At 65.9% G+C, this 20,381-nt stretch carries 28 protein-coding genes; 20 read left to right on the plus strand and 8 right to left on the minus strand.

Annotation, left to right across the window (positions count from 1 at the left end):
• Positions 1-49 precede the first annotated feature (49 nt).
• The 4 genes from LAQ74_RS05300 to LAQ74_RS05315 form a co-directional block, all read right to left on the minus strand.
• A complete protein-coding gene (locus tag LAQ74_RS05300; protein ID WP_224335774.1) occupies positions 50-1,018 on the minus strand; it encodes a transcription initiation factor IIB in 969 nt (322 codons plus the stop codon).
• A 361-nt stretch (positions 1,019-1,379) separates the two neighbouring features.
• Positions 1,380-2,027 carry a DUF6517 family protein gene (locus tag LAQ74_RS05305; RefSeq protein ID WP_224335775.1) on the minus strand — a complete coding sequence of 216 codons (648 nt, stop codon included), beginning with the start codon at positions 2,025-2,027 and terminating at the stop codon, positions 1,380-1,382.
• Positions 2,028-2,112: 85 nt separating this feature from the next.
• Entirely contained in the window at positions 2,113-2,958 is an 846-nt protein-coding gene (locus LAQ74_RS05310; RefSeq protein WP_224335777.1) for an enoyl-CoA hydratase/isomerase family protein, read from the minus strand.
• Positions 2,951-3,832, minus strand: a complete 882-nt coding sequence (locus LAQ74_RS05315; protein WP_224335778.1) for a 3-hydroxyacyl-CoA dehydrogenase family protein — start codon at positions 3,830-3,832, stop codon at positions 2,951-2,953. The genes LAQ74_RS05310 and LAQ74_RS05315 overlap by 8 nt, the downstream gene beginning before the upstream one ends.
• A gap of 119 nt (positions 3,833-3,951) precedes the next feature.
• On the opposite strand from LAQ74_RS05315, the gene LAQ74_RS05320 reads away from it, so the two are divergent.
• Positions 3,952-4,263: an amphi-Trp domain-containing protein gene (locus LAQ74_RS05320; protein ID WP_224335780.1), complete on the plus strand. Its 312-nt coding sequence runs from the start codon at positions 3,952-3,954 to the stop codon at positions 4,261-4,263.
• Complete coding sequence (paaK, locus tag LAQ74_RS05325; RefSeq protein WP_224335783.1) at positions 4,250-5,533, plus strand: phenylacetate--CoA ligase PaaK; 1,284 nt, start codon at positions 4,250-4,252, stop codon at positions 5,531-5,533. Before LAQ74_RS05320 ends, paaK begins: the two co-directional genes overlap by 14 nt.
• Before the next feature lie 28 nt (positions 5,534-5,561).
• Here paaK and LAQ74_RS05330 read toward each other — a convergent pair whose 3' ends face one another.
• Entirely contained in the window at positions 5,562-6,011 is a 450-nt protein-coding gene (locus LAQ74_RS05330) for a hypothetical protein (RefSeq protein WP_224335785.1), read from the minus strand.
• Positions 6,012-6,122: 111 nt separating this feature from the next.
• Here LAQ74_RS05330 and LAQ74_RS05335 point away from each other — a divergent pair, with 111 nt between their 5' ends.
• Positions 6,123-6,437, plus strand: coding sequence for an ASCH domain-containing protein (locus LAQ74_RS05335; protein WP_224335787.1), 315 nt, complete (start codon positions 6,123-6,125; stop codon positions 6,435-6,437).
• Positions 6,438-6,463: 26 nt separating this feature from the next.
• Here the strand turns inward: LAQ74_RS05335 and LAQ74_RS05340 are convergent, their stop codons facing one another.
• The gene (locus LAQ74_RS05340) at positions 6,464-6,919 is read right to left on the minus strand and encodes a DUF8009 family protein (RefSeq protein WP_224335789.1); all 456 of its coding nucleotides are present in this window, start codon (positions 6,917-6,919) and stop codon (positions 6,464-6,466) included.
• A gap of 74 nt (positions 6,920-6,993) precedes the next feature.
• Entirely contained in the window at positions 6,994-7,104 is a 111-nt protein-coding gene (locus LAQ74_RS05345; protein ID WP_224335792.1) for a hydrogenase maturation nickel metallochaperone HypA, read from the minus strand.
• Between the two features lie 95 nt (positions 7,105-7,199).
• Between LAQ74_RS05345 and LAQ74_RS05350 the strand changes: the two genes are divergently transcribed.
• The 7 genes from LAQ74_RS05350 (at position 7,200) to LAQ74_RS05380 (ending at position 13,050) form a co-directional block, all read left to right on the plus strand.
• Positions 7,200-7,661: a MaoC/PaaZ C-terminal domain-containing protein gene (locus LAQ74_RS05350; RefSeq protein ID WP_224335794.1), complete on the plus strand. Its 462-nt coding sequence runs from the start codon at positions 7,200-7,202 to the stop codon at positions 7,659-7,661.
• A 186-nt stretch (positions 7,662-7,847) separates the two neighbouring features.
• Positions 7,848-8,723: a hypothetical protein gene (locus LAQ74_RS05355; protein ID WP_224335797.1), complete on the plus strand. Its 876-nt coding sequence runs from the start codon at positions 7,848-7,850 to the stop codon at positions 8,721-8,723.
• Positions 8,720-8,968: a hypothetical protein gene (locus LAQ74_RS05360; RefSeq protein ID WP_224335799.1), complete on the plus strand. Its 249-nt coding sequence runs from the start codon at positions 8,720-8,722 to the stop codon at positions 8,966-8,968. Before LAQ74_RS05355 ends, LAQ74_RS05360 begins: the two co-directional genes overlap by 4 nt.
• Complete coding sequence (locus LAQ74_RS05365) at positions 8,961-9,713, plus strand: hypothetical protein (RefSeq protein WP_224335801.1); 753 nt, start codon at positions 8,961-8,963, stop codon at positions 9,711-9,713. Before LAQ74_RS05360 ends, LAQ74_RS05365 begins: the two co-directional genes overlap by 8 nt.
• Positions 9,710-10,513 (plus strand): hypothetical protein, encoded by an 804-nt coding sequence (locus LAQ74_RS05370; RefSeq protein ID WP_224335802.1) that lies wholly within the window; start codon positions 9,710-9,712, stop codon positions 10,511-10,513. The genes LAQ74_RS05365 and LAQ74_RS05370 overlap by 4 nt, the downstream gene beginning before the upstream one ends.
• 130 nt (positions 10,514-10,643) lie before the next feature.
• Positions 10,644-11,828 carry a YihY/virulence factor BrkB family protein gene (locus LAQ74_RS05375; protein ID WP_224335804.1) on the plus strand — a complete coding sequence of 395 codons (1,185 nt, stop codon included), beginning with the start codon at positions 10,644-10,646 and terminating at the stop codon, positions 11,826-11,828.
• A 76-nt stretch (positions 11,829-11,904) separates the two neighbouring features.
• Positions 11,905-13,050: a YihY/virulence factor BrkB family protein gene (locus LAQ74_RS05380; protein WP_224335807.1), complete on the plus strand. Its 1,146-nt coding sequence runs from the start codon at positions 11,905-11,907 to the stop codon at positions 13,048-13,050.
• Positions 13,051-13,074: 24 nt separating this feature from the next.
• On the opposite strand, the gene LAQ74_RS05385 is transcribed toward LAQ74_RS05380, so the two are convergent.
• Positions 13,075-13,716, minus strand: coding sequence for a helix-turn-helix domain-containing protein (locus LAQ74_RS05385; protein WP_224337130.1), 642 nt, complete (start codon positions 13,714-13,716; stop codon positions 13,075-13,077).
• Between the two features lie 85 nt (positions 13,717-13,801).
• On the opposite strand from LAQ74_RS05385, the gene paaA reads away from it, so the two are divergent.
• The 10 genes from paaA to LAQ74_RS05435 all read left to right on the plus strand — a co-directional run bounded on the left by paaA (position 13,802) and on the right by LAQ74_RS05435 (position 20,381).
• On the plus strand, positions 13,802-14,746 hold the full coding sequence (paaA, locus tag LAQ74_RS05390; protein WP_224335809.1) for a 1,2-phenylacetyl-CoA epoxidase subunit PaaA: 945 nt from the start codon (positions 13,802-13,804) through the stop codon (positions 14,744-14,746).
• 1 nt (position 14,747) lies between these two features.
• Complete coding sequence (gene paaB, locus LAQ74_RS05395; RefSeq protein WP_224335811.1) at positions 14,748-15,074, plus strand: 1,2-phenylacetyl-CoA epoxidase subunit PaaB; 327 nt, start codon at positions 14,748-14,750, stop codon at positions 15,072-15,074.
• On the plus strand, positions 15,071-15,904 hold the full coding sequence (paaC, locus tag LAQ74_RS05400; protein WP_224335813.1) for a 1,2-phenylacetyl-CoA epoxidase subunit PaaC: 834 nt from the start codon (positions 15,071-15,073) through the stop codon (positions 15,902-15,904). The genes paaB and paaC overlap by 4 nt, the downstream gene beginning before the upstream one ends.
• Positions 15,901-16,353, plus strand: a complete 453-nt coding sequence (gene paaD / locus LAQ74_RS05405) for a 1,2-phenylacetyl-CoA epoxidase subunit PaaD (protein ID WP_224335815.1) — start codon at positions 15,901-15,903, stop codon at positions 16,351-16,353. The genes paaC and paaD overlap by 4 nt, the downstream gene beginning before the upstream one ends.
• Positions 16,353-16,517, plus strand: a complete 165-nt coding sequence (gene paaE / locus LAQ74_RS05410; protein ID WP_224335817.1) for a 1,2-phenylacetyl-CoA epoxidase subunit PaaE — start codon at positions 16,353-16,355, stop codon at positions 16,515-16,517. The genes paaD and paaE overlap by 1 nt, the downstream gene beginning before the upstream one ends.
• A 46-nt stretch (positions 16,518-16,563) precedes the next feature.
• On the plus strand, positions 16,564-17,412 hold the full coding sequence (locus LAQ74_RS05415) for an NOP5/NOP56 family protein (protein ID WP_224335819.1): 849 nt from the start codon (positions 16,564-16,566) through the stop codon (positions 17,410-17,412).
• Positions 17,409-18,041, plus strand: a complete 633-nt coding sequence (locus tag LAQ74_RS05420) for a fibrillarin-like rRNA/tRNA 2'-O-methyltransferase (RefSeq protein WP_224335821.1) — start codon at positions 17,409-17,411, stop codon at positions 18,039-18,041. The genes LAQ74_RS05415 and LAQ74_RS05420 overlap by 4 nt, the downstream gene beginning before the upstream one ends.
• 116 nt (positions 18,042-18,157) lie before the next feature.
• Positions 18,158-19,234 (plus strand): glutamate--cysteine ligase, encoded by a 1,077-nt coding sequence (locus LAQ74_RS05425; protein ID WP_224335822.1) that lies wholly within the window; start codon positions 18,158-18,160, stop codon positions 19,232-19,234.
• Positions 19,235-19,307: 73 nt separating this feature from the next.
• Entirely contained in the window at positions 19,308-19,838 is a 531-nt protein-coding gene (locus LAQ74_RS05430) for a helix-turn-helix domain-containing protein (protein ID WP_224335824.1), read from the plus strand.
• A gap of 48 nt (positions 19,839-19,886) precedes the next feature.
• On the plus strand, positions 19,887-20,381 hold the full coding sequence (locus LAQ74_RS05435) for a phosphopantetheine adenylyltransferase (protein WP_224335826.1): 495 nt from the start codon (positions 19,887-19,889) through the stop codon (positions 20,379-20,381).

Raw genomic sequence — 20,381 nt, forward strand, 5'->3', positions numbered from 1 at the left:
TGACCCACGGGAGCGGCTTCAATAAATGTTTGTGCCGCACTCACACGATTTAGGCGAACAGGCCGGCGTCTTCCGCTTCCAGTAACTCTTTGTACCGGTTGCGGATGGTGACCTCGCTGATGTTGGCGACGTCCGACACCTCGCTCTGGGTCACCTTCTCGTTGGTGAGAAGGGCGGCGGCGTAGACGGCGGCGGCGGCGAGACCGACCGGCGACTTGCCCGAGTGGACGCCCTTCTCCTTGGCCGTCTTCAGTAGCTGACGGGCGCGACGTTCGGCCTCGTCGGAGAGGTCGAGCGCCGAGGCGAACCGCGGCACGTACTGCTCGGGGTCGGCGGGCTGAATTTCGAGTTTCAACTCGCGGACGATGTAGCGGTACGTCCGGGTGAGCTCCATCTTCTCGACGCGCGAGACGGTCGCGATCTCGTCGAGACTGCGGGGCATCCCCGCCTGTCGAGCGGCGGCGTAGAGGCTCGCCGTGGCGACGCCCTCGATGGAACGTCCCGGCAGCAGGTCCTCGCCGAGCGCGCGGCGGTAGATGACCGAGGCGGTCTCGCGGACGTTCTCGGGGAGCCCGAGCGCCGACGCCATGCGGTCGATCTCGCCGAGCGCCTGCTTCAGGTTGCGCTCCTTCGAGTCGCGGGTGCGGAACCGCTCGTTCCAGGTACGCAGTCGCTGCATCTGCTGGCGCTGGCGCGAGGACAGCGAGTTGCCGTAGGCGTCCTTGTTCTGCCAGCCGATGTTGGTCGACAGCCCCTTGTCGTGCATCATCTTCGTCGTCGGTGCGCCGACGCGGGACTTCGAGTCACGCTCCGCGCTGTCGAACGCGCGCCACTCGGGACCGCGGTCGACGGAGTCCTCTTCGACGACGAGACCGCAGTCGGTACAGACGGTCTCGCCGTGCTCGGTGTCGCTGACGAGTCGGCCGCCACACTCGGGACAGGTGCGTACCGACTCGGTCTCTTGTTCTCGTTCTGGTTCCGTTTCGCCGGTGTACGTACGGATGGTTGTGTCGGTCATGGTATGGTCCTCGTGATAGTGGCGGACCGCTATCCGGGGGAGAGAAATATGGAGAATTCGCCGGAGTCGGTCCTTACCCTCAGTAAGGCCGCAAGAGTTATAAATGTTTCGTGGTAAACCCCCGTCTCGCGTCCCAAAACAGACGAATACGTGAGTGTTCATTCTTCGAGAACTTCCGCTGACGACGTTCGTGAGTATTAAATCTGACGGTGATCTGTCGAGCGACGTCCTCGCCCGTTCCCCGTACGAGAAGACGAGTCGCTCACAGCGCGGTCGACAGGACGAAAATTCGAGTCGCTTCGCTCCAGCGTCCAGGTCGACCGCCTTCGCCCCATCTACTGGGTCCGCGTTCGACCGCGTCTCAGGCGGGGTGCTGTACCGACTCGAACAGCGAGACGATGTTCGACTCCTCGCCGCTCAACTGTTGGGGATAGACGCCGAGCGCGATGACGAAGTCGTCCTCGTTGCGCACCTTCGTCACGTGGACGAACACGTCTATCTGCTCGCCTTCGACGTTCGAGGTGGCCGCGTACTTCGTCACCTCGGTGTCGGTTCCGAGCACCGTCAGCGTCTGCGAACTCTCCTCGCTCACGTTACTCAGTCCGTCGTACTGACTCGTCAGCATCTGGACGAGGTCCTCGTTACTGTCGTCCTTGAGGGGGTTGAACGTCCGGCCCGCGATCTCGACGGCCGGCGAGGAGATGGCCGCGAACACGCCGAGTTTCTGCTCGCCGAGCAGACTCATACTCAGCGTCTTCTCGTACGTCGATATCTGGTTCGTGGCCTCGACGTTCCGGGTCTGGCCGGCGGCGCTGAACTCGCGCGTGATGGTCTTCGCTTCGGTGCCGTCGAGTTCGTAGCCAGTCTCCTCCGCGACCGACTCCTCGGCCAACGCGGGGTCCGACTCGAACGAAAGCGACTCCTCACCCGTGACGAAGCCGAGACAACCGCTCGACGCGACCAGCGCGCCGAGTGCCGCAGTCGCTACCTCGCGTCTCGTGTGTCTCATCGCCCCCGTCTCTCTCACTCAGGGTTATAAGTTTCTCGGCCGGACTGTCCACGTATACGACTGCTCTCGGCGCGGCCGAGTCACCTCACTCGCCGCGCCACTCCGGCTCTCTCCCCTCCAGAAACGCGTCGATGCCCTCGTTCTTGTCGTGGCTGTCGAACAGACCGACGAACAGTTCTGACTCGTACGCCAGCCCTGCGTCGAGGTCCGTGCGGGTCGCGGCGCGGAGCGCCTCCTTCGCCCGCGCCAGCGCAAGCGGGCTCTTCGCGGCCATCTTCCCGGCGAGGTCGGCGACCCGCTCGTCGAGCTCGTCCGCCGGATGCGCCTCCTCGACCAGTCCGATTTCGGCCGCTTCGATGCCTGTGACCAGTTCGCCCGAGAGGACGAGCTTTCGCGCCTGTCCCGGTCCGACGAGTCGGGTCAGCCGCTGGGTGCCGCCGCCGCCGGGGATGATGCCGAGGGTGATTTCAGGCTGCCCGAGTTTGGCGTCCTCGCGGGCCAATCGAACGTCGCAGGCCTGCGCGAGTTCACAGCCCCCGCCGAGGGCGTGGCCGTTGACGCGGGCGACGACGGGCTTCGAGCAGTCGGCGACGGTCTCGTAGATACGGGGTCGCTCGCTCGCCTCGTGCTGTTCGACGGCGCTCCGTTCGCGCAGTTCCGTCACGTCGGCCCCGGCGACGAACGCCTTCGCCTCGTCCGAACCCGTGAGCACGACGACCCGCACCTCGCCGTCTTCCTCGACAGCAGCAAACACCCGAGTGAGTTCCGTCCGGACCTGCGCGTTCAGCGCGTTGCGCGCGTCCGGTCGGTCGATGGTGACCGTCAGCACGCCGTCACCGTACTCGCCGCGTTCGACACGGACGAACTCGGCGTCCGCGGCCGCGGCGTCGACACTCGCCGTCTCGCCGTCTCCCTCGCCGCTCTCACTCATCGTCTGCCCCCGAGACGCCGACTATCTCGCCGTCCTCCCAGACGTAGAACCCCTCGCCCGTCTTCTTGCCGAGTTTTCCGGCGCGCACCTTCTTTCGGAGGAGCGTCGGCGGGCGGAACCGCTCACCTAACTCCTCGCGGAGATGTTCGAGGATGTCCAGACGGACGTCCAATCCCACGACATCGCCGAGTTCCAGCGGCCCCATCGGGTGGTTGTAGCCGAGTTCCATCGCGGCGTCGATGTCGCGAGGGCTGGCGACGCCCGACTCGACCATCCGGACCGCCTCGACGCCGAGGGCGACGCCCAACCGCGACGTGGCGAACCCCGGAGCGTCCTCGACGACGACAGCGGTTTTTCCAACTCCTTCGACGAACGTCTCGGCGAACTCGCGCGTCTCCGCGCACGTCTGCTCGGCCAGCACGACTTCGACTAACTGCATGATGTGCGGAGGGTTGAAGAAGTGGAGACCGACGCAGCGTGAGGGGTCGTCGAGCACGCTGGCGATGCTCGTCACCGGCAGCGACGAGGTGTTCGTCGCTATCACGGCGTCGTCGGGCGCGTGGTCGGCCGCATCCGAGACGACGGTTCGTTTCAGGTCTTCGTCCTCCGGCACCGCCTCGACGACGAGGTCCGCGTCGGCGACAGCCGCCACAAGGTCCGTCGTTCCCGTCAGTCGTGACAACGTCTCCTCTCGCTCCGTTTCGCTCACCTTTCCGCGCTCGACGCCCCCGTCGAGATTCGACTCGATGGCCGCCAGTCCGTCGGCGACGAGGTCCGCCTCGATGTCGCGGAGCGTCACGTCGTGGCCGCCCATCGCGCTCACCTGCGCGATGCCGTGCCCCATCGTTCCCGCACCAAGTACACAGACGTTCATGACCGATGTGGCTCGGGTCGGCGATTAAATCATTCCCATTGCACTACGTCTCGTCGCCGCTTGTTGTCAGCAGACGGGAGTTTACCTGCCTACTTGGTGGTTCCCTCCTACAGAACGGTATGGTCGACGTGACACTCGACGCAGAGGAGATGAGCCGAGAAGACGTCGCGGCGAGACCCGAAGAACTGGCCCAGGAACTCCGCGAGGGCGACGCCTTCGACGTGAGGGTCGGCAACAAGACGGTGACGCTCAACCCGCGTGAGAGTCTCGCCTTCGAGTTGAGCGTCCGCGAGCGCTCGGCCATCCTCCGCGGCAATCGCGAGACGGTGTCGATAAGGATGGACTGGAAGTCGAAGTACGGGGAACCGCCGACCGCACGGAGTAACCGTTTTGTACCGCCTCTCCGAGCGAAGTATCATGGTTTACAATGAGGTAGAGCGGACGGACCGCGACGAACTGCAGTCGATGCAGGACGAGCGTCTCCGGACGACTGTCGAACACGCCTACGAGAACGTCGATTTCTACCGCGACGCCCTCGACGAGGCCGGTATCTCGCCGGGCGACGTCGGCGGTATCGACGATATCTCGCTGCTCCCGTTTACCGCCAAAGAGGACTTCCGCGACCGCTATCCGGACGGTCTCGTCGCCGTCGAGAGAGACCAGTTGCGGCGCATCCACGCCTCGTCGGGCACGACGGGCAAACCAAAGGTGGTCGGATACACCGAGGGCGACCTCCAGCTTTGGGGCGAAGTGATGGCACGGTCGCTCGAAACCGCGGGTGTCGACCCGAGCCACACCGTCCAGAACGCCTACGGCTACGGTCTCTTTACTGGCGGCCTCGGCATCCATCTGGGCTGCGAGACGCTCGGGACGAACGTCATCCCCATCGGCGGCGGGCAGACGGGGAGGCAGTTGGAACTGCTGTCGGACCTCGGGTCGGACGTCCTGACCTGCACGCCGTCGTACGCGCTCTACCTCGCCGAAACCGCCGAAAAAGAGGGTATCGACCCCCGCGAGTGGAACCTCTCGACGGTCGTCATCGGCGCGGAACCCTGCACCGCGCCGATGCGCGCCGAGATAGAGGAGGCACTCGACGTGACGGCGCTCGACATCTACGGTCTCTCCGAGATAATCGGCCCCGGCGTCTCGATGGAGTGCGAGGCCAAATCGGGACTGCACGTCTGGGAGGACCACTTCTATCCCGAAGTCGTCGACCCCGAGACGGGCGACCCGCTTCCCGAGGGCGAGGAGGGCGAACTCGTCTTCACGACGCTGACGAAGGAAGCCGTTCCAGTTCTGCGCTATCGGACCGGCGACCTGGCGACGCTGACGCGCGAATCGTGCGACTGCGGGCGGACGATGGTTCGGATGTCACACGTCACCGGTCGCAGCGACGACCTGCTCATCGTCCGCGGCGTCAACGTCTACCCCAGCGAGATCGAGTCCGTCGTGCTGGAGTTCGACGAGGTCGCTCCGTACTACCGCATCGATCTGAAGCGCGACGACCAACTCGACACCATCGATATCACCGTCGAGCGGACCGAGTCCTTCGACGGCGGCGACGACGAGTTAGCGCAGCGACTCCGTGACCGACTCCAGACCGTGCTGTCGCTGTCGCCGGATTCGCTCACCATCGCACCGCCGGGCGGCATCGAGCGAACGGAAACTGGAAAAGTGAAACGCGTCTTCGATCACCGCTGACGACGGTTCGAGGTGGCTGGCCGGCCGTCTACGCCTCCGAAGACGTCGCCGTCGGGTCCGCGGCCACATCGTCGTCGAGACGCTCGGCGTCACCGCTCTCTCCACCCTCGGAGCCGTACTTCTCGCGCCGTCGCTCGTTCTCCTCGCGGATACGCCGACCGCTGTAGAGGTAGTACGCCGGGGCGACGAACGGGAGCGCGAACGCCGCGCCGAACCAGAGATGTCGCGACCAGCCCCAGTCGTACCCCTGTCGTCGCATCGCCTTGATGTCCGAGCGGATGAAGCCGGCGATGAACAGGTGGGTGACGAGCATCACGACCAACCCCGAACCGTTGCCGATGGGAATCGAGAGCACGAGAATCGGGATGCCGAGCAGCCAGATGAGAAGCACCAGTTTGCGATACGGCGCGACCAGGCGGCGCTCGCTCCAGCCGTCGCCGCCGGGGTCGGCGTCGCGTCCGCGTCTGTAGGCGTCCATGCGTCGAGATGGCCGCCCGCGGAGCAAAAACGATTCGCCCGTGGGTTGGTTTCGTCGAGTTCGAGAGCCGACGACCCGGCCGCTTTTCTCCGTCCCATCCCAAAGCCCCCTATGGCAGAAATCGACGCCGCGAACGTGCTCCCGACCGAGAGACTGCAGTCGATGGTCGCCGACGGCCGAGTGACGCAACTGCACCGCGGCCACGCGTACGCCGAGACGGGCGACACCTTCGAGGTCGACGGCGAGCGGTTCGAGGTGGTCGCCGTCGAGACTCGAACTCTCGGCGACCTCACCGACGAAGACGCCCGCGCCGAGGGGTCCGAGAACCTCGACGCCTACCGCGAACGCCTCGAACGCGCCCACGACGACTTCGAGTGGGACGACGAGACCGACATCGTCCGCCACCGCTTCGAACCGGTCGAGTAACCGTCTCCGCTTCTGCGTTCAGTCGGCTATCCCAGTCGTTTCACCGCAATCTCGTGTTCTCCGTCGTCCGTTTCGATAGCGACTGTGCCGACGATGGCGTCGCGGACCGTCTCGCGCCACGCTTCGACGGCCCGCACGTGCTCGTCGCGGTGCGCCTCCACCGAGTACGCTCCCGACTTCCGGAGACGGTCCTCGGAGTCGTCAGGGGTCGGAAACGGAGGGACGTCGCCCACCAGCCGCTCCGGGTCGAGATGTATCGGCTCGGCCGGACCGTCGTAGCTCCCTTCGCTCCCGGCGAGGTGGAGGCGAGCGCGCATCCGCCCCGCGAACGGCGGCGTCACGCGCAGGACGGCGGGCGCTCGCTCCCGACGGCGGGCCTCCACCGCCGCGACGACGTCGTCGGCGGTGACGGCGATCGAGCGGATGCGTACGGGACTCGCGCTCGTCTCGTCGGAGCCCTCGTCGTCGGTGTCTGGAGTCATTACTGGACGTTCGCCGGCGAGACGGAAATCGCGCTCCTCTGTTCCCTCAACGACCACCGCGACCGACGACGGGTTTACGAGGTGACCGAGAGACCGCCGCCACACTCCGGACAGAGCGCGTAGTACGACCGTGGTGTCACTCGCTGGTCACACCGTTCACAGACGAACGTCGAACGTTCCGTCATCATTCTATGTGGTCTCCATACCGTGTTAAATGTTATCGTGAGTCTCTCACCACAAAGTACACAAATTTTTACCATCGATCGGTGAACCGTGAGACGTGCCATACAGCTACGAACCCCAGTTCTTCGAGGAGTACGAAGTCGGCCAGACGTTCGAGAGCGCTGGACGCACCGTGACCGAGACGGACTTCGTGATGCACTCGGCGTTCTCGGGAGACTGGACGGAACTGCACAGCAACCGTCATTACGCCGACGAGGAGTACTTCGGCGAGCGCGTCGCCCACGGGCCGATGACGTTCGTCCTCGCGACGGGACTGGTGTTCCGGTGCGGGTTCCTCGAACGCACCGTCGTCGCCTTCCTCGGCATGAACTACATGGACATCCCCGCGCCCGTCAGGATGGGCGATACCATCTCGCTGGAGATGGAAGTCGTGGAGACGAAACCGTTCTCCAGCCGCGACGACGCCGGACTCGTCGTCATCGACTCGGAGATGACGAACCAAGAGGATGAGACGGTGTTCTCGGGAGATATGAAGTTCATGATAAAGACCGAACCGTAGTCGGGGACGTTTTTCGCCGAACGCACCGCCGCTTGCTCGGACGACGCGAGCGAGTATTGTCGACGTGTACGAGTCACACCGAGGCGAGACAGTCGCCACCGACTGAAGGTGAGCGTCGACCTCTGCATCGGCTTGCCATAGCAAGCCGAACCACCATGGACGGCGGTGTGGACTTGTCACAAAGCAATGGATTCGGAACGTCCACCCGAGCACGTCGAACGGTTGGAAATAGACAGTATCAGGCAGAGAGTACTGACGGACGGCGGACAGAGTGCCGAAGCCGAGGAATCGGAGGAGGCCGACGAGTCCGAATCGTCCGAGGAATCGCAAGAATCGGAGGAAGCTGAGCAATCGGAGGAAGAAGAGTCGGCCGAAGACGAAGAGTCAGCGGACGAAGAAGGCGAAGAGGAAGAAGGCGAAGACGAAGAGGAGTTCCCCTCCGAGACGGCCAAAGAGAAGAAAGACACCTCCGACCAGCGACAGGAGGCGATGCGAGGCGAGGACGAGACGGGCGTACTGTTTTTGGACCTCGAGGGCCTCCATCTCGACCTCCTCGGGTTGGAAGTCGACCTCGACGACGTCGTCCTCGACCTCTCCGCCAAGGAGGGCGAGGGCAACCTCGTCGGCAACCTCCTCGCGGCCGTCGCCGGACTGCTCGACGACGGCCTCGGCAACATCGCCGACAAGCTGCCGGGGATGCCGGAGCTACCGGATCTCAAGGACATGCTTCCGGAACTGCCGTCGCTCGGCGGCGAGGGTGAAGACGGCGAGGGCGGCCGCCTCTCCTCGGCGGCGGACGCCACGAAGAGCACGCTCAAATCCGCCGCGAAAGAACTCCCGCTAAAAGATATCGCGGTCCAGATCATCGTCGGGGTGGTGAACCAACTGTTCGGTGACACCCAGAAGGACGAAAGCGAGGAGGAAGAAGGTGAAGAGAGCGAGTCCGGCGAGGAAGGCGGCGAAGAGAGCGAGTCCGGCGAGGAAGGCGGCGAAGAGAGCGAGGGAGAAAGCGACGAGGAGGGCGAATCGTCCGAGGACTCCGAGGAGGAAGACGAGTCGTGAGCGAGTCGTCGATTCTCGGCCGCATCGACGTGACCGAACTGCTGTCGAACCTCGACTACGACGAACTGCTCGCAAACACGAAGTGGAACGGAATTCAGGACGAAGACGCGCTCGGCGAGCGACTCGGCGGTCGAGGCGGCGAAGTACTCGGTGCGCTCGTCGGTTCGGCGCTCGGCGCACTACTGGGCGAACGCTTCGTCGAAAAGACGCTCGACCGCTTCACGGGAGGCAGCGATGATGAGTGACTCCTCGTCCTCGTCGTCTTCGCTGCAGAACGTCGTCGCCGACGAGGTCGAAGACCAGATCGACGGCCGCGAGGTCGGCGAGAGCATCGGCCGAAAGATCGGCAGTCGACTCGGCCGCGAACTCGGGCGACGACTCGGCCGGACGGTCGACGAAACGGTCCGTGAGGGCATCGAGACGGGGAAGAAACCGTTCGAGATACTCGCCGACGTCAAAGAGACGCTCAGACAGGCCATCTTGAACTCGCTGGGCTCCCGCGAGGCGGTCGAGGAGAGCGCCAACGCCTTGCGCGACGCGGTGTCCGAACCGAGCGAAATCGAACAGGCGGCCGAGGAGGCCGCGGAGTCGGCGCAGGAAACCGCCGAGAGCGCCACAGAGCAGGCGACCGACACCGCCGAAAGTGCCGCCGAGGAAGCGACCGACACCGCCGAGCAAGCTACCGAAGAGGCGACCGACGCCGCCGAGAGCGCCGAAGAGTCGGCCGAAGACGCCGCCGACGAGGTCGAATCCCGCGCGTCGGACGCGGTACCGGACAATCTGAGTGACGTGCGCCGCGAAACGTACCAGGAACTGCTCGAAACCGTCTCGTACCGCGAACTGCAGTCGATGGCGAAGGACGCCGACGTCAAGGCGAACCAGAGCCGCGAGGAGCTCGTCGAGGAGCTCGTCGAGCGGTTCGACGAGGAGACCGACTCGGCTGAGGGCTCCGACCAGTCGGACTCCGACGGGGGTGACGACGACGAATGAGCGACGCCGCCGAGACAGTCGACCGCCTCCTCGACGAAGTGAGAGAGGCACTCTCGGCGTCCGACGAGGAGGGCGACGACCGGCTCCGCGAACTCGCCGACGAGACGGCGGCGTTCGTCGACGAGACGACGACCAAAGAGCTCATCAGAGCCGTCGGGCTCACCGACGACGACGGGGACCACGTGGAGACGATCCCCCGCGCCTTCGCCGTCGGCGGCGAGGAGTCCGTGCTCGACCTCAAGACGATTCTCGCGCTGTCGAACGCCGAGGACACCGAGGACGACGACGCGATGGACGAACTCCGAGCGCGGCTCTCGGAATTCACCGAGGAGTTGGACCAGTTGTCGGCGGACCAGTCGGTCGACGAAGAGAAGACGGACGAGACGGAGGCCGACGAAGCGGAAGCTGAACCCGACGAGACGGAGAGTGAAGCCGACGCCGAGGCAGCCGAAGAGCCCGAAGAGCCCGAAGTCGAGGCGGATGCGGAGGGAGACGACGAGTCGGAGGGTGCCGGTTCGCTCCTCACCGAGTCGCTGCAGTCGCAACTCGACGAGGCGGCCGACTCGCTCAAAGCCAGCGTCGAACAGATGCAGGCGGGTGGTGAGGAGGACGCGGAAGCCGAGCCGGGCGACGAGACCGACGCGGAAGACGAAGACGCCGAAGACGACGAACTCGTCGACGTGGGTCTCGGCGACGACGACGGCCGCTCCCGCGGACGGGCGACGATGCACTCAACCGTGCCGAAGTCGCGGCGCGACATGAACGGCGTCGCCAGACACTCGACCGTGCCGAAGCGGTGAGCGCGACGACCCGAACGCGCAGGCCATCCTCCGGGGGACATCTCGACCCCGGCACGGTGTACCGTCTCGGACGACGCGTTCCCGTCTCGAACCCGCCGCCGACTTCTCGGCTCGCAACTGACGCTTCGACATGGTGCCACGACCAACGACAGTTCGCCGGACGCTGACCAGCGTCGCCGACGAGTTTCGAGCGAAGAACGTCGCGTTCATGGCTGGCAGCATCGCGTACAACGCGTTCGTCTCGCTGCTCCCGCTCTTGTTGCTGCTGGTCCTCTCGGTGTCGGTCGTCGGGAGCGGCGCGCTCGAACGCCGCGTCATCGAACTCGCCGCGACGTATCTCGCTCCGGGCGTCGGCGACACGCTCCGAGAAGTGCTACGCGAGGCCGACGAGAACACCGGCTTCTCGCTCGTCGGCATCGTCGTCCTCCTGTGGGGGACACTAAAGATATTCCGCGGCCTCGACACCGCCTTCTCCGAAATCTACGAGACGACGCAGACCGACGACTTCGTCGACCGGATTCGCGACGGGTTCGTCGTCCTCACGGCGCTTTTCGTCGCCGTCGTCGCCATGGTTACGGCCGGGTCCGCCTTCGCAGCGCTGACGCAGCGACTCGCCATCGGCGTCCTGAACCCCCTGTTTCTCGTCGTCTCGCTCAGTATCGCCTTCTTCCCGCTGTACTACGTCTTTCCGAACGTCGACGTCACCCCCCGACAGATTCTCCCCGGCCTCCTCACCGCCGCGGTGGGGTGGGCGATGCTCCAGGCGCTGTTTCAGGTGTACGTCGCCGCCTCGGCGAAGACCGACGCGTACGGCCTCCTCGGCGGTGTCGTCCTTCTGGTCACGTGGCTCTACTTCGGCGGTCTCCTCCTGTTGCTCGGCGCGGTTGTCAACGCCGTCGTCGGGGGCTACATAGGCGGAGGCTCGGTCGCGACGGAGGCGGACGGTTTCTCGTTCGCCGACTCCCACACCGCCTCGGACTCCTCGAACACCCACACGTACCGAGAGTCGCACCTCTCGCCGGACGAGGCGGCGACGCACCTCCGTCGTCTCCGCGAAGGGCTGACCGGCCGATACGACCGAATGCGCCCGACCGACGACGAGAGAACCTACCGTCTTCTCTCCGAAACGACCGAGGTCGGCCTCCTCGAACGCTCGTACGGGGTCGACGACGACCTCGTCTACGAGACGTGTTTCCGATGGTGTCTACCCGAGGGCGACACCGAGGCGACCGGGGACGGCGAAGCCGTCGTCGACCTCGCCGACGAGACGGACGGGTCGTCGACAGCCGACGCGCATCGTACCGAGGAGCGCTGACATCGGTGGTGACGACGCTGCATCGACGGACTCGGTCCCGGCGAAACGATTTCCGCAGCGACGTTGACCCGACGATATGAGTACCCGACGCTCTCCCGTCGCGGTCGGGAAACAGGTTCTCGGGGAGTTCAGTTCGAAGAACGTCGCGTTCATGGCCGGGAGCATCGCGTACAACGCGTTCGTCTCGTTGATTCCGCTTCTGCTCTTAGTCGTACTCCTAGTGTCGATTCTCGGCTCTGCGGAACTCGAACGACGGGTTTCGACGCTCGTCGCGTCGTCGCTGACGCCCGCGGCGGGAGATCTCGTCTCAAATGCGCTCGACAGCGCGAGCGAGGGGACCGGCCTGTCGGTCGTCGGCGTCGTCGTCCTCCTGTGGGGGACGCTGAAGATATTCCGCGGGCTCGACACCGCCTTCTCCGAGATCTACGAGACCGAGGACACCAACGAACTCACCGACCAACTCCGCGACGGACTCGTCGTCTTCGTCGCGCTCCTCGTCGGCATCACGGCGATGGTCGCCGCCAGCACCGCCTTCGCCGCCTTCGAGTCGCTCCCGTGGGTCGGCCTGCTCAACCCACTCCTGTTGGTTCTCGGGCTAGCAATCGCCTTTCTGCCGCTGTACTACGTGTTTCCCGACACCGACCTCTCGGTTCGGGAAATCCTCCCCGGCGTGCTAACGGCGGCCGTCGGGTGGGCGTTGCTCCAGGGCGTGTTCCAGTTCTACATCGCCTTCTCGGACAAGTCGGAGGCGTACGGCGTGCTCGGCGGCGTCATCGTGCTCGTCACGTGGCTCTACTTCGGCGGTCTCGTCCTTCTGCTGGGGGCGGTCGTCAACGCCGTCGTCGGCGGCTACGCGACCGGTTCGGCGGGCGGCGTCGGGAGGGGTGCCGCACAGCGCGCCGCGAATCGGGAGGTACTCCGTGAAGACCGGCTGAACCGCGACCAGGCGGCGAGATATCTGCGGCGACTCCGCGAGGACATCGCCCGGCGGTACGAAGGAATGGAGCCGACGCGGACCGACGGAACGCCCGGCCGCCTCCGGATGCCGGAGACCGGGACGCTCGAAGTCGCCGAGCGGGCGTTCGACGAGGGCGACGAACGGGTCCACGAGGTACGACTCCGGTGGCAGACGGGGAAGTCGAACGCTCACGTCGGTTCCGAGGCGACGGAAGCCACCGACGCGGATTCGCCGGACCGGTCAACGTCGCCCGTCGACGACTGACCTCGGTCGACGGATCTCGTCCAGCTAACTTTTCCCGAGCACCTGTCCGAGCAACCCCGCCTGTCCGCGCCGGAGTCGTTCGAGAAACGCCGACTTACTGATTCCCAGTTCATCCGCGACTTCCCCCGCCGTCACCGCCTTCGGCACCGAGAAGTAACCCATCTCCAACGCCGCCCGGAGCGCCGCCTCCTGTGCGGGCGTCACGTCCCACCGTGCGGCGGCCGACTCCGCCTGGGGACCGAGCGGATACACTCGTTCGAGCGTCACACCGACGGCTTCACCGGCAGCAGCCAACACCCCCTGTAGCACGTCGTAGCCGACGACTGCCCCGGTGAAGCGCTCCTCGCCGTCGCGGTAGGTCAGCGTCTCGGCGACGAACCCCACGTCGGTCAGTTCGTGGACGATACAGGGGTGTTTCGAGAGGCAGCGGTACGTGTCTCTCCCTTCGGCCGTCGCGCGGTGGAGGTAGCGCAGTCGCTCGTCGGCGTCGAGCGTCGCCGCGAGTCCATCGTTCGTCGTCGCGCCGAATCGCAGGAGGACGTTGCCGTCGCCGCGCAATTGCGGCGGTTCGCACTCGATAGTCGTGCCCGTCGCCCGCGACGCCGCCGCCAGCGGGCAACTGTCGCCGGTCACGCGGAACTCCACCACCAGACACTCCTCGCGCATCGACTGTCGGTAGCGCCGCATGATTATATAAACACCGCCCATAGACGGGTGAACTCGTATGCCGGAGAATCTATAACGAACGACCATGGACCTCGACACCGTCAAAGCACGGGCCGGACCTCGCCAGTTCAGCCCGAAAGACGACATGCCGGAGGAGTACCGAAAGGCGGCGACGCGGATGATCCAGTTCCACGCTAACTCCGAGGTGATGGGCGGCTACCTCGACAAGGCGTTCACCCGCATGGCGCCGAGTCTGGACCGGAAACTCGCGTGCACGGCGAAGACGCAGGACGAAATCGGCCACGCGCAACTGCTCTACCGCGCCGCCGAGACGCTCGGCGTGAAGACGCGCGAAGAGATGCTCGACGAACTCGAACGCGGCGACGGGAAGTTCCTCAACTGCTTTCACTACCCGGTGAACTCGTGGTACGAAGCGCCGATGATCGACTTCTTCGTCGACGGCGGCGCGATGCGCCGGCAGGCGACGCTGAAGCGCACCTCGTGGGAGCCGTACGCGCATGCGATGGACAAGGTCTGCTTCGAGGAGGGCTTTCACGTCAAACACGGCGAGGACATCCTTCGGGAGTTGATGCGTTCCTCGAAGGCAAACCAGGAGCGCACGCAGGCGGTGTTCGACACGTGGTGGCCGCGCATCCTGCAGTTCTTCGGGCCGATGAACAGCGAGAGTACGCACAACGACTTCGCCCAGCAGGTCGGGCTGAAGACGGTCTCGAACTCGGAACTCCGACAGGCCTTTTTGAACGCCTACATCCCGAAAGCAGAGAAGTACGGCCTCGAAATCCCCGACGAACCCAGAATCGAGTACGACGAGGAGACCGGCAAGTACCGGGTGGTCGAGGAGGACCTCGACTGGGACGAGTTCTGGACCATCGCGAAGAACGACTACGAGGGAAGCTACGAACAGATCGGCTCGCGTCGCCAGCGCCACGAAGCGGTGTCGTGGGTGCGCGAGGCGATGGACGGCTGGGAGAACAACTCGGCGGGTACGACCCCGCAGGCGGCCGATTAGAATGATCTGGGAAGTGTTCAGACAGGAGAAGCCGGGGAAGTACCACCAGCACTGCGGCAACGTCCACGCGCCGGACCGCGACATGGCGCTGATGTTCGCCCAGATTCAGCACGGCCGCCGCATGCAGACCAACAGCCTCTGGGTCGTCCCCCGCGACGAAATCGGCGAAGTCGACGCCGACGAGACCAAGTTCGGCGGCACCACGGACAAGGCGTACCGCTGGGCGATGACGTACAACAACGTCGACGCCAGTTTCGCCGCCGAGGTCGAGGAGAGCGAGGACGAGCAGCGCGAAGCGGCGAAGAAGCGCGAGGAGGCACAGTCGTGAACCAGCCCCGATTCGCCGGTCCCGACGACCTCGGCGACCGCGAGCGGGCGGCGCTCGAAGCGCTCCTCTTTCGGCTGGCCGACGACGAGTACGTCGCCGCCGAGCGCTACATCGAGTGGCAGATATTCGCACCGACGCTCGAATCCGACCTCGCGCTCGCCAACGTCGCCCAGGACGAGTACGGCCACGCCCGCCTCTGGTACGACCTGCTGCAGGACCTCGGCTACTCCGAGCAGGAACTCATCTGGGAGCGCCCGCCCGAAAACTGGCGACACGCGACGCTCGTCGAACTCGAGACGGAACCCGGCGACTGGGCGGACACGATGGTCCGGACGTACCTCTACGACACGGCCGAGCAATTGCGCATGGAGGCCATCGTCGACTCGTCGTACGCGCCGCTCCGTGACCGCGTGGGGAAGGTGCTCGCCGAGGAGTCGTACCACCGCGAGCACGCCCAGAACTGGCTGGACCGCCTCGCCGACGAGGGGAGCGAAGAGAGCCGCGCCCGCGTCCAGACCGCCCTCGACCGCCTGTTCCCCCACGCGCTGACGCTCTTCGCCCCCGGACCGGACGAAGACGAGATTCTCGAACTCGGCTTCCGGACCGAGACGCTGGGTGACCTCAGAACGGAGTGGCTCGAAATCGTCGTGCCGTACCTCGAATCACTCGGTCTCGACGTTCCCGAGCCGGACGAGGTCGCGCGCCCGGAGACGACCGGCCGCGACGGCGACCACACCGACGACTGGTTCGACCTCTACGAGGAGTTCACGGCGACGTACCGCCGACTCGACTTCGAGAAGCCGACCACGCTCAGAGGTGAGGGCGCGTGAGCACCGACGAGAGGGGCGAGTACGACGAGTTCGAGGGAAGTGAGTTCGGCAACTCGGAGTCCGAGTCGGAAGCGTGTACCTATACCGACTACACGTCCGGCGAGGCGCACGACCAGTACCCAAAAACCGGCGAGGGTGCTACCGGCGTCGAACGCGACGTGTGGGACGCGCTGTACGAGGTCGAAGACCCCGAGATGCCCGTCAGCATCGTCGACCTGGGGCTCATCTACGACGTCCGCGTCGCCGACGACGTCGCGCACGTCGAGATGACGCTCACCTACACCGGCTGCCCGGCGCGCGACATGATTCTCAACGACGTGCGCTGCGCCGCGCTCGCCGCGGGCGTCGCCGACGCCGAGGTGACGCTCCGATACTCGCCGCCGTGGAACGTCGAGATGGTGACCGAAGCAGGGAAAAATGACCTGCGGGAGTTCGGGTTGAGCGTCTGATGCGCTTCGACCCGAGCACCCGCGGCGACGGGCCCGAAACGGGCGTCGAGTGTCCCTACTGCGAGTCGACGAATACGGTGCGCGACCACCCGAAGGGTCCCGGCCTCTGCCGGTCGATGCACTACTGCGAGGACTGCGACCAGCCGTTCGAGCAGTTCGGCTGACGGCGGAGTCGTCCCCTTTTAACCCTCGGCGCGTCCACCTCCGACCATGACCGAAGACGCGTGGTTCGTCGGGGTCGACCCCGGCGACACCGAAGCGGCGGCGTCACGTATCCGCGAGGGAAGCGCCGACGCGCCCGCCGACTGGCCCGCTGCCGCCGTCGACAGCGGATTCGCCGCCGACGAGGACGAGTACTACGACAGGCTCCGAGTGGCGACCATCGAGGCCGCACGCAGCGCCGCCGCCGAGGCCGAACGCGCCGACGACAAGCAACTGATGCACGCCGTCCGCGCGATGGACGACGCCGAACGAACCGCGAACGAACTCGCCGAACGCCTCGGCGAGTGGGCCGGGAGCCTCTTCGAGGACGCGGGAACCGGCGTCGACGCCGCCCGCGAACTCGCCGAGCGCGACCCGCAGGACCCCACCGAGGAGCGTATCGTCTCGCTGGCCGAACGCGTGACAGACGTGGCCGACGAACGCGACGCGCTCCGCGAGTACGTCGAACGCCGTGCCCCGGAAGTCGCACCGAACATGGCCGAGATGGCCGGCCCCGTGCTCACCGCCCGTCTCGTCTCGCTCGCGGGCGGTCTCGACTCGCTGGCGAAGAAACCCAGCGGGACGGTGCAAGTGCTCGGCGCGGAGGACGCGCTGTTCGCCCACCTCGCGGGACGCGCGTCGTCGCCGAAACACGGCGTCATCTACGTCCACGAGGCGGTGCGGGGCACTCGGCAGCAGGACCGAGGGTCGGCCGCTCGCGCGCTCGCGGGCAAACTCGCTATCGCCGCGCGAATCGACCACTACGGCGGCGATATGCGGCCCGAGATTCACGACGAACTCCGCGAGCGAATCGAGACGATTCGCGCCCGCGCCGAGGAGGGAGGTGACGTCGAGTGAGCTCGCTCCCGACGGGCGTTGAACGTCGCTCGTTCGATGGCCGCGAGCGACTCGCCACGCGGGGCGAGACGGTGTACGGCGAACCGACCGATGGGGAGTGGCGGCTCTGGGACGCCGGGCGCTCGAAACTCGGCGCGATGCTCGAACTCGACGTGGAGACTGGGCTGTCGGGCGGTGACTCCGTTTTGTACCTCGGCGCGGCGTCGGGCACGACGGTCAGCCACGTCGCCGACTTCTCGGGACCGACGTACGCCGTCGAGTTCGCGCCTCGGCCCGTCCGCGATCTCGTCGGCGTCACCGAAGACCGAGATAACCTCTTTCCGCTGTTGAAGGACGCCCGGAAACCCGAGACGTACGCCCACGTCGTCGAATTGGACCTCGACGTACTCGTCCAGGATGTCGCGACGCGTGGACAGGCCGACGTCGCGGTCCGCAACCGGCAGTTCCTCGCCGACGACGGGCGATTGCTCATGGCCGTCAAGGCGCGTAGCGAGGACGTGACGAGCGACCCCGACGCGGTGTTCGACGGCGTCGTCGAGCGACTCGAAGATGCGTACGAGGTGCTGGAGACCGCACGCCTCGACCAGTTCCACAGCGACCACCTCGGCGTGGTGGCCCGGCCGCGCTAACTCGGGAGTGAAACTCCGGGCCGGGGCGACGCCCGCGGTTGCGCGCAACCACCGCACTCCCGGTCGCTGCGGCCGACTCCACGAACTATTTACTCCGAGGTTTCGAAAGGCGGGCAATGGAGGAGTTGGGCACGCGCGAGGCGTTCGACCGGATGGGAACCCTCGGCATCGAAGAGGAGTTTTTCATCGTCGACGACGCCGGCCGTCCCACGTCGGGTATCGACGAGCTGGTGTACGGCGACGACCCGCCGGAACCGCTCGGCGGCCGCATCGACCACGAACTGTTTCAGTTCACCATCGAGACGCAGACGCCGCTCATCGAACGCCCCGGCGACGCCGCGGACGCGCTCTACGAGGTCCGCGAGGCGCTCGTCGACCACGCGGAGGCTCACGGCTTCGGTGTCGCCGCCGCTGGACTCCATCCGACGGCGGAGTGGCGCGAACTCGACCACGCGCAGAAACCGCGCTACCGTGCCCAACTCGACCGAATACAGTATCCGCAGCACCGAAACACGACGGCCGGACTCCACGTCCACGTCGGCGTCGACGACGCCGACAAAGCCGTCTGGGTCGCAAACGAACTCCGCTGGTATCTCCCGCTCTTGTTGGCGCTATCGGTGAACTCACCGTTCTGGAACGGTTTCGACACCGGCCTCGCCTCGGCGCGGGCGAAGATATTCGAGGGGCTCCCGAACACCGGGATGCCCACTCGCTTCGCGGATTTCGAGTCGTACGCGCGCTTCGAGCGCCGGATGGTCGAGACGGAGTCGATAAACGACCGGGGTGAACTCTGGTACGACGTCCGCCCCCACACCGGCCACGGCACCGTCGAAGTTCGGACGCCCGACACCCAGCGCGACCCCGACGTGGTGCTGACGTTCGTCGAGTTCGTCCACGCGCTGGTCGTCGACCTTGCGGAACGCTTCGAGGACGGCGAGTCAGGGACGGATATCCGCCGCGAACTCCTCGACGAGAACAAGTGGCGGGCGATGCGCCACGGCCACGACGCGTCGTTCGTCGACAGAGACGCCGAGTCGGTCGTCGACCTCGAAGCGGCCGTGGGCCGCGCCTGCGACAGACTCGGTGTTTCCGGACTGCGCTCGGTGCTGAACGACGAGAGCGGCGCGACACGGCAGCGACGCGTCCTTCGCGAGAGAGATGTGGACGCGCTCTGCGCGTCGCTCCTGCTCTGACCCGCCTCTCGCTCGCGACCGAATCGGCCGTACGCCTTTTCCGACTGTAGTTCTGACCTCCGACCCTAAACACATGTCTGCCGAGGAAACCCCCGAAGACACACGCAACGACGAGCGAACGGCTGAGGAGGACGAACAGCCGACTCGGGCGCGACTCGGCGAAGACGCAGACCGTGCAGCCACCGAGTTCGACCAGAGTGTCGTCGACCTGCTGGTGTGGATGCTCGACACCGAGACGCGGGCGCGAATCTACGTGCATCTCCGCCAGTATCCCGACAGTACGAGCGACGAGGTCGCCGAGGGAACCGGACTGTATCCGAGCACCGTCCGCGAGGCGTTGGCGGAACTCCACGGTGAGGACCGAGTGACGCGCCAGAAGCGGGAGAGCGCCGGTGCGGGAAACAACCCGTACGAGTACGAGGCGATTCCGCCGAGCGAACTGGTTCGCAGCGTCGCCGGAGAGGTGCAGTCGGAGTTGAACACGGTGTTCAATCTCGACAACCGACTCCGAGGCGAGGCGGACGTCGACGCCGACGGTGCCGAGTCGACCCCGGTGACCATCACCGTCGACGGCGAATCGGCCGACGCCAGCCCCGAATCGTAGTCCGACCAAGCCGACCTTTTTAAGTGAGCCGACGCCGACACGGCGATTATGCACGTCGCGCTCGGTGGGACGTTCGACCCGGTCCACGACGGTCACCGCGCCCTGTTCGAGCGCGCGTTCGAAATCGGCGACCTCACGGTCGGACTGACCTCCGACGAACTCGCGCCGCAGACTCGCCACGAGGAGCGGTACGTCCGTTCCTTCGAGGACAGAAAGCGGGACCTGGTCGCCGAACTCGAACCGCTGGCGGCCGAGTACGACCGCGAGTTCGAGGTTCGCGAACTGTCGGAACCGACGGGTATCGCCACCGAACCCGGCTTCGACGTTCTCATCGTCTCCCCGGAGACCGAACGCGGCGGCGAGAAAGTCAACGAGATCCGCAAGGGGCGTGGCCTTGACCCCCTCGACATCGAAGTCGTCGACCACGTCGCCGCCGCTGACGGCGAGCGCATCTCCTCGACGCGCATCGTCTCGGGCGAAATCGACCGTCACGGTAACCTCACCCCCGAGCGCGAGGGTCGCGGCAGGACGCCGCCGGAGTAA

The sequence above is a fragment of the Haloprofundus halobius genome (assembly GCF_020097835.1).
GTDB classification, from domain to species: Archaea; Halobacteriota; Halobacteria; order Halobacteriales; family Haloferacaceae; genus Haloprofundus; species Haloprofundus halobius.

Coding starts and splice junctions, on each gene's coding strand:
- LAQ74_RS05300 (WP_224335774.1), bottom strand. CDS start 1,018: ATGACCGACACAACCATCCGTACGTACACCGGCGAAACGGAACCAGAA.
- LAQ74_RS05305 (WP_224335775.1), bottom strand. CDS start 2,027: ATGAGACACACGAGACGCGAGGTAGCGACTGCGGCACTCGGCGCGCTG.
- LAQ74_RS05310 (WP_224335777.1), bottom strand. CDS start 2,958: ATGAGTGAGAGCGGCGAGGGAGACGGCGAGACGGCGAGTGTCGACGCC.
- LAQ74_RS05315 (WP_224335778.1), bottom strand. CDS start 3,832: ATGAACGTCTGTGTACTTGGTGCGGGAACGATGGGGCACGGCATCGCG.
- LAQ74_RS05320 (WP_224335780.1), top strand. CDS start 3,952: ATGGTCGACGTGACACTCGACGCAGAGGAGATGAGCCGAGAAGACGTC.
- paaK (WP_224335783.1), top strand. CDS start 4,250: ATGGTTTACAATGAGGTAGAGCGGACGGACCGCGACGAACTGCAGTCG.
- LAQ74_RS05330 (WP_224335785.1), bottom strand. CDS start 6,011: ATGGACGCCTACAGACGCGGACGCGACGCCGACCCCGGCGGCGACGGC.
- LAQ74_RS05335 (WP_224335787.1), top strand. CDS start 6,123: ATGGCAGAAATCGACGCCGCGAACGTGCTCCCGACCGAGAGACTGCAG.
- LAQ74_RS05340 (WP_224335789.1), bottom strand. CDS start 6,919: ATGACTCCAGACACCGACGACGAGGGCTCCGACGAGACGAGCGCGAGT.
- LAQ74_RS05345 (WP_224335792.1), bottom strand. CDS start 7,104: ATGACGGAACGTTCGACGTTCGTCTGTGAACGGTGTGACCAGCGAGTG.
- LAQ74_RS05355 (WP_224335797.1), top strand. CDS start 7,848: ATGGATTCGGAACGTCCACCCGAGCACGTCGAACGGTTGGAAATAGAC.
- LAQ74_RS05365 (WP_224335801.1), top strand. CDS start 8,961: ATGAGTGACTCCTCGTCCTCGTCGTCTTCGCTGCAGAACGTCGTCGCC.
- LAQ74_RS05370 (WP_224335802.1), top strand. CDS start 9,710: ATGAGCGACGCCGCCGAGACAGTCGACCGCCTCCTCGACGAAGTGAGA.
- LAQ74_RS05375 (WP_224335804.1), top strand. CDS start 10,644: ATGGTGCCACGACCAACGACAGTTCGCCGGACGCTGACCAGCGTCGCC.
- LAQ74_RS05380 (WP_224335807.1), top strand. CDS start 11,905: ATGAGTACCCGACGCTCTCCCGTCGCGGTCGGGAAACAGGTTCTCGGG.
- LAQ74_RS05385 (WP_224337130.1), bottom strand. CDS start 13,716: ATGCGCGAGGAGTGTCTGGTGGTGGAGTTCCGCGTGACCGGCGACAGT.
- paaA (WP_224335809.1), top strand. CDS start 13,802: ATGGACCTCGACACCGTCAAAGCACGGGCCGGACCTCGCCAGTTCAGC.
- paaB (WP_224335811.1), top strand. CDS start 14,748: ATGATCTGGGAAGTGTTCAGACAGGAGAAGCCGGGGAAGTACCACCAG.
- paaE (WP_224335817.1), top strand. CDS start 16,353: ATGCGCTTCGACCCGAGCACCCGCGGCGACGGGCCCGAAACGGGCGTC.
- LAQ74_RS05415 (WP_224335819.1), top strand. CDS start 16,564: ATGACCGAAGACGCGTGGTTCGTCGGGGTCGACCCCGGCGACACCGAA.
- LAQ74_RS05425 (WP_224335822.1), top strand. CDS start 18,158: ATGGAGGAGTTGGGCACGCGCGAGGCGTTCGACCGGATGGGAACCCTC.
- LAQ74_RS05430 (WP_224335824.1), top strand. CDS start 19,308: ATGTCTGCCGAGGAAACCCCCGAAGACACACGCAACGACGAGCGAACG.
- LAQ74_RS05435 (WP_224335826.1), top strand. CDS start 19,887: ATGCACGTCGCGCTCGGTGGGACGTTCGACCCGGTCCACGACGGTCAC.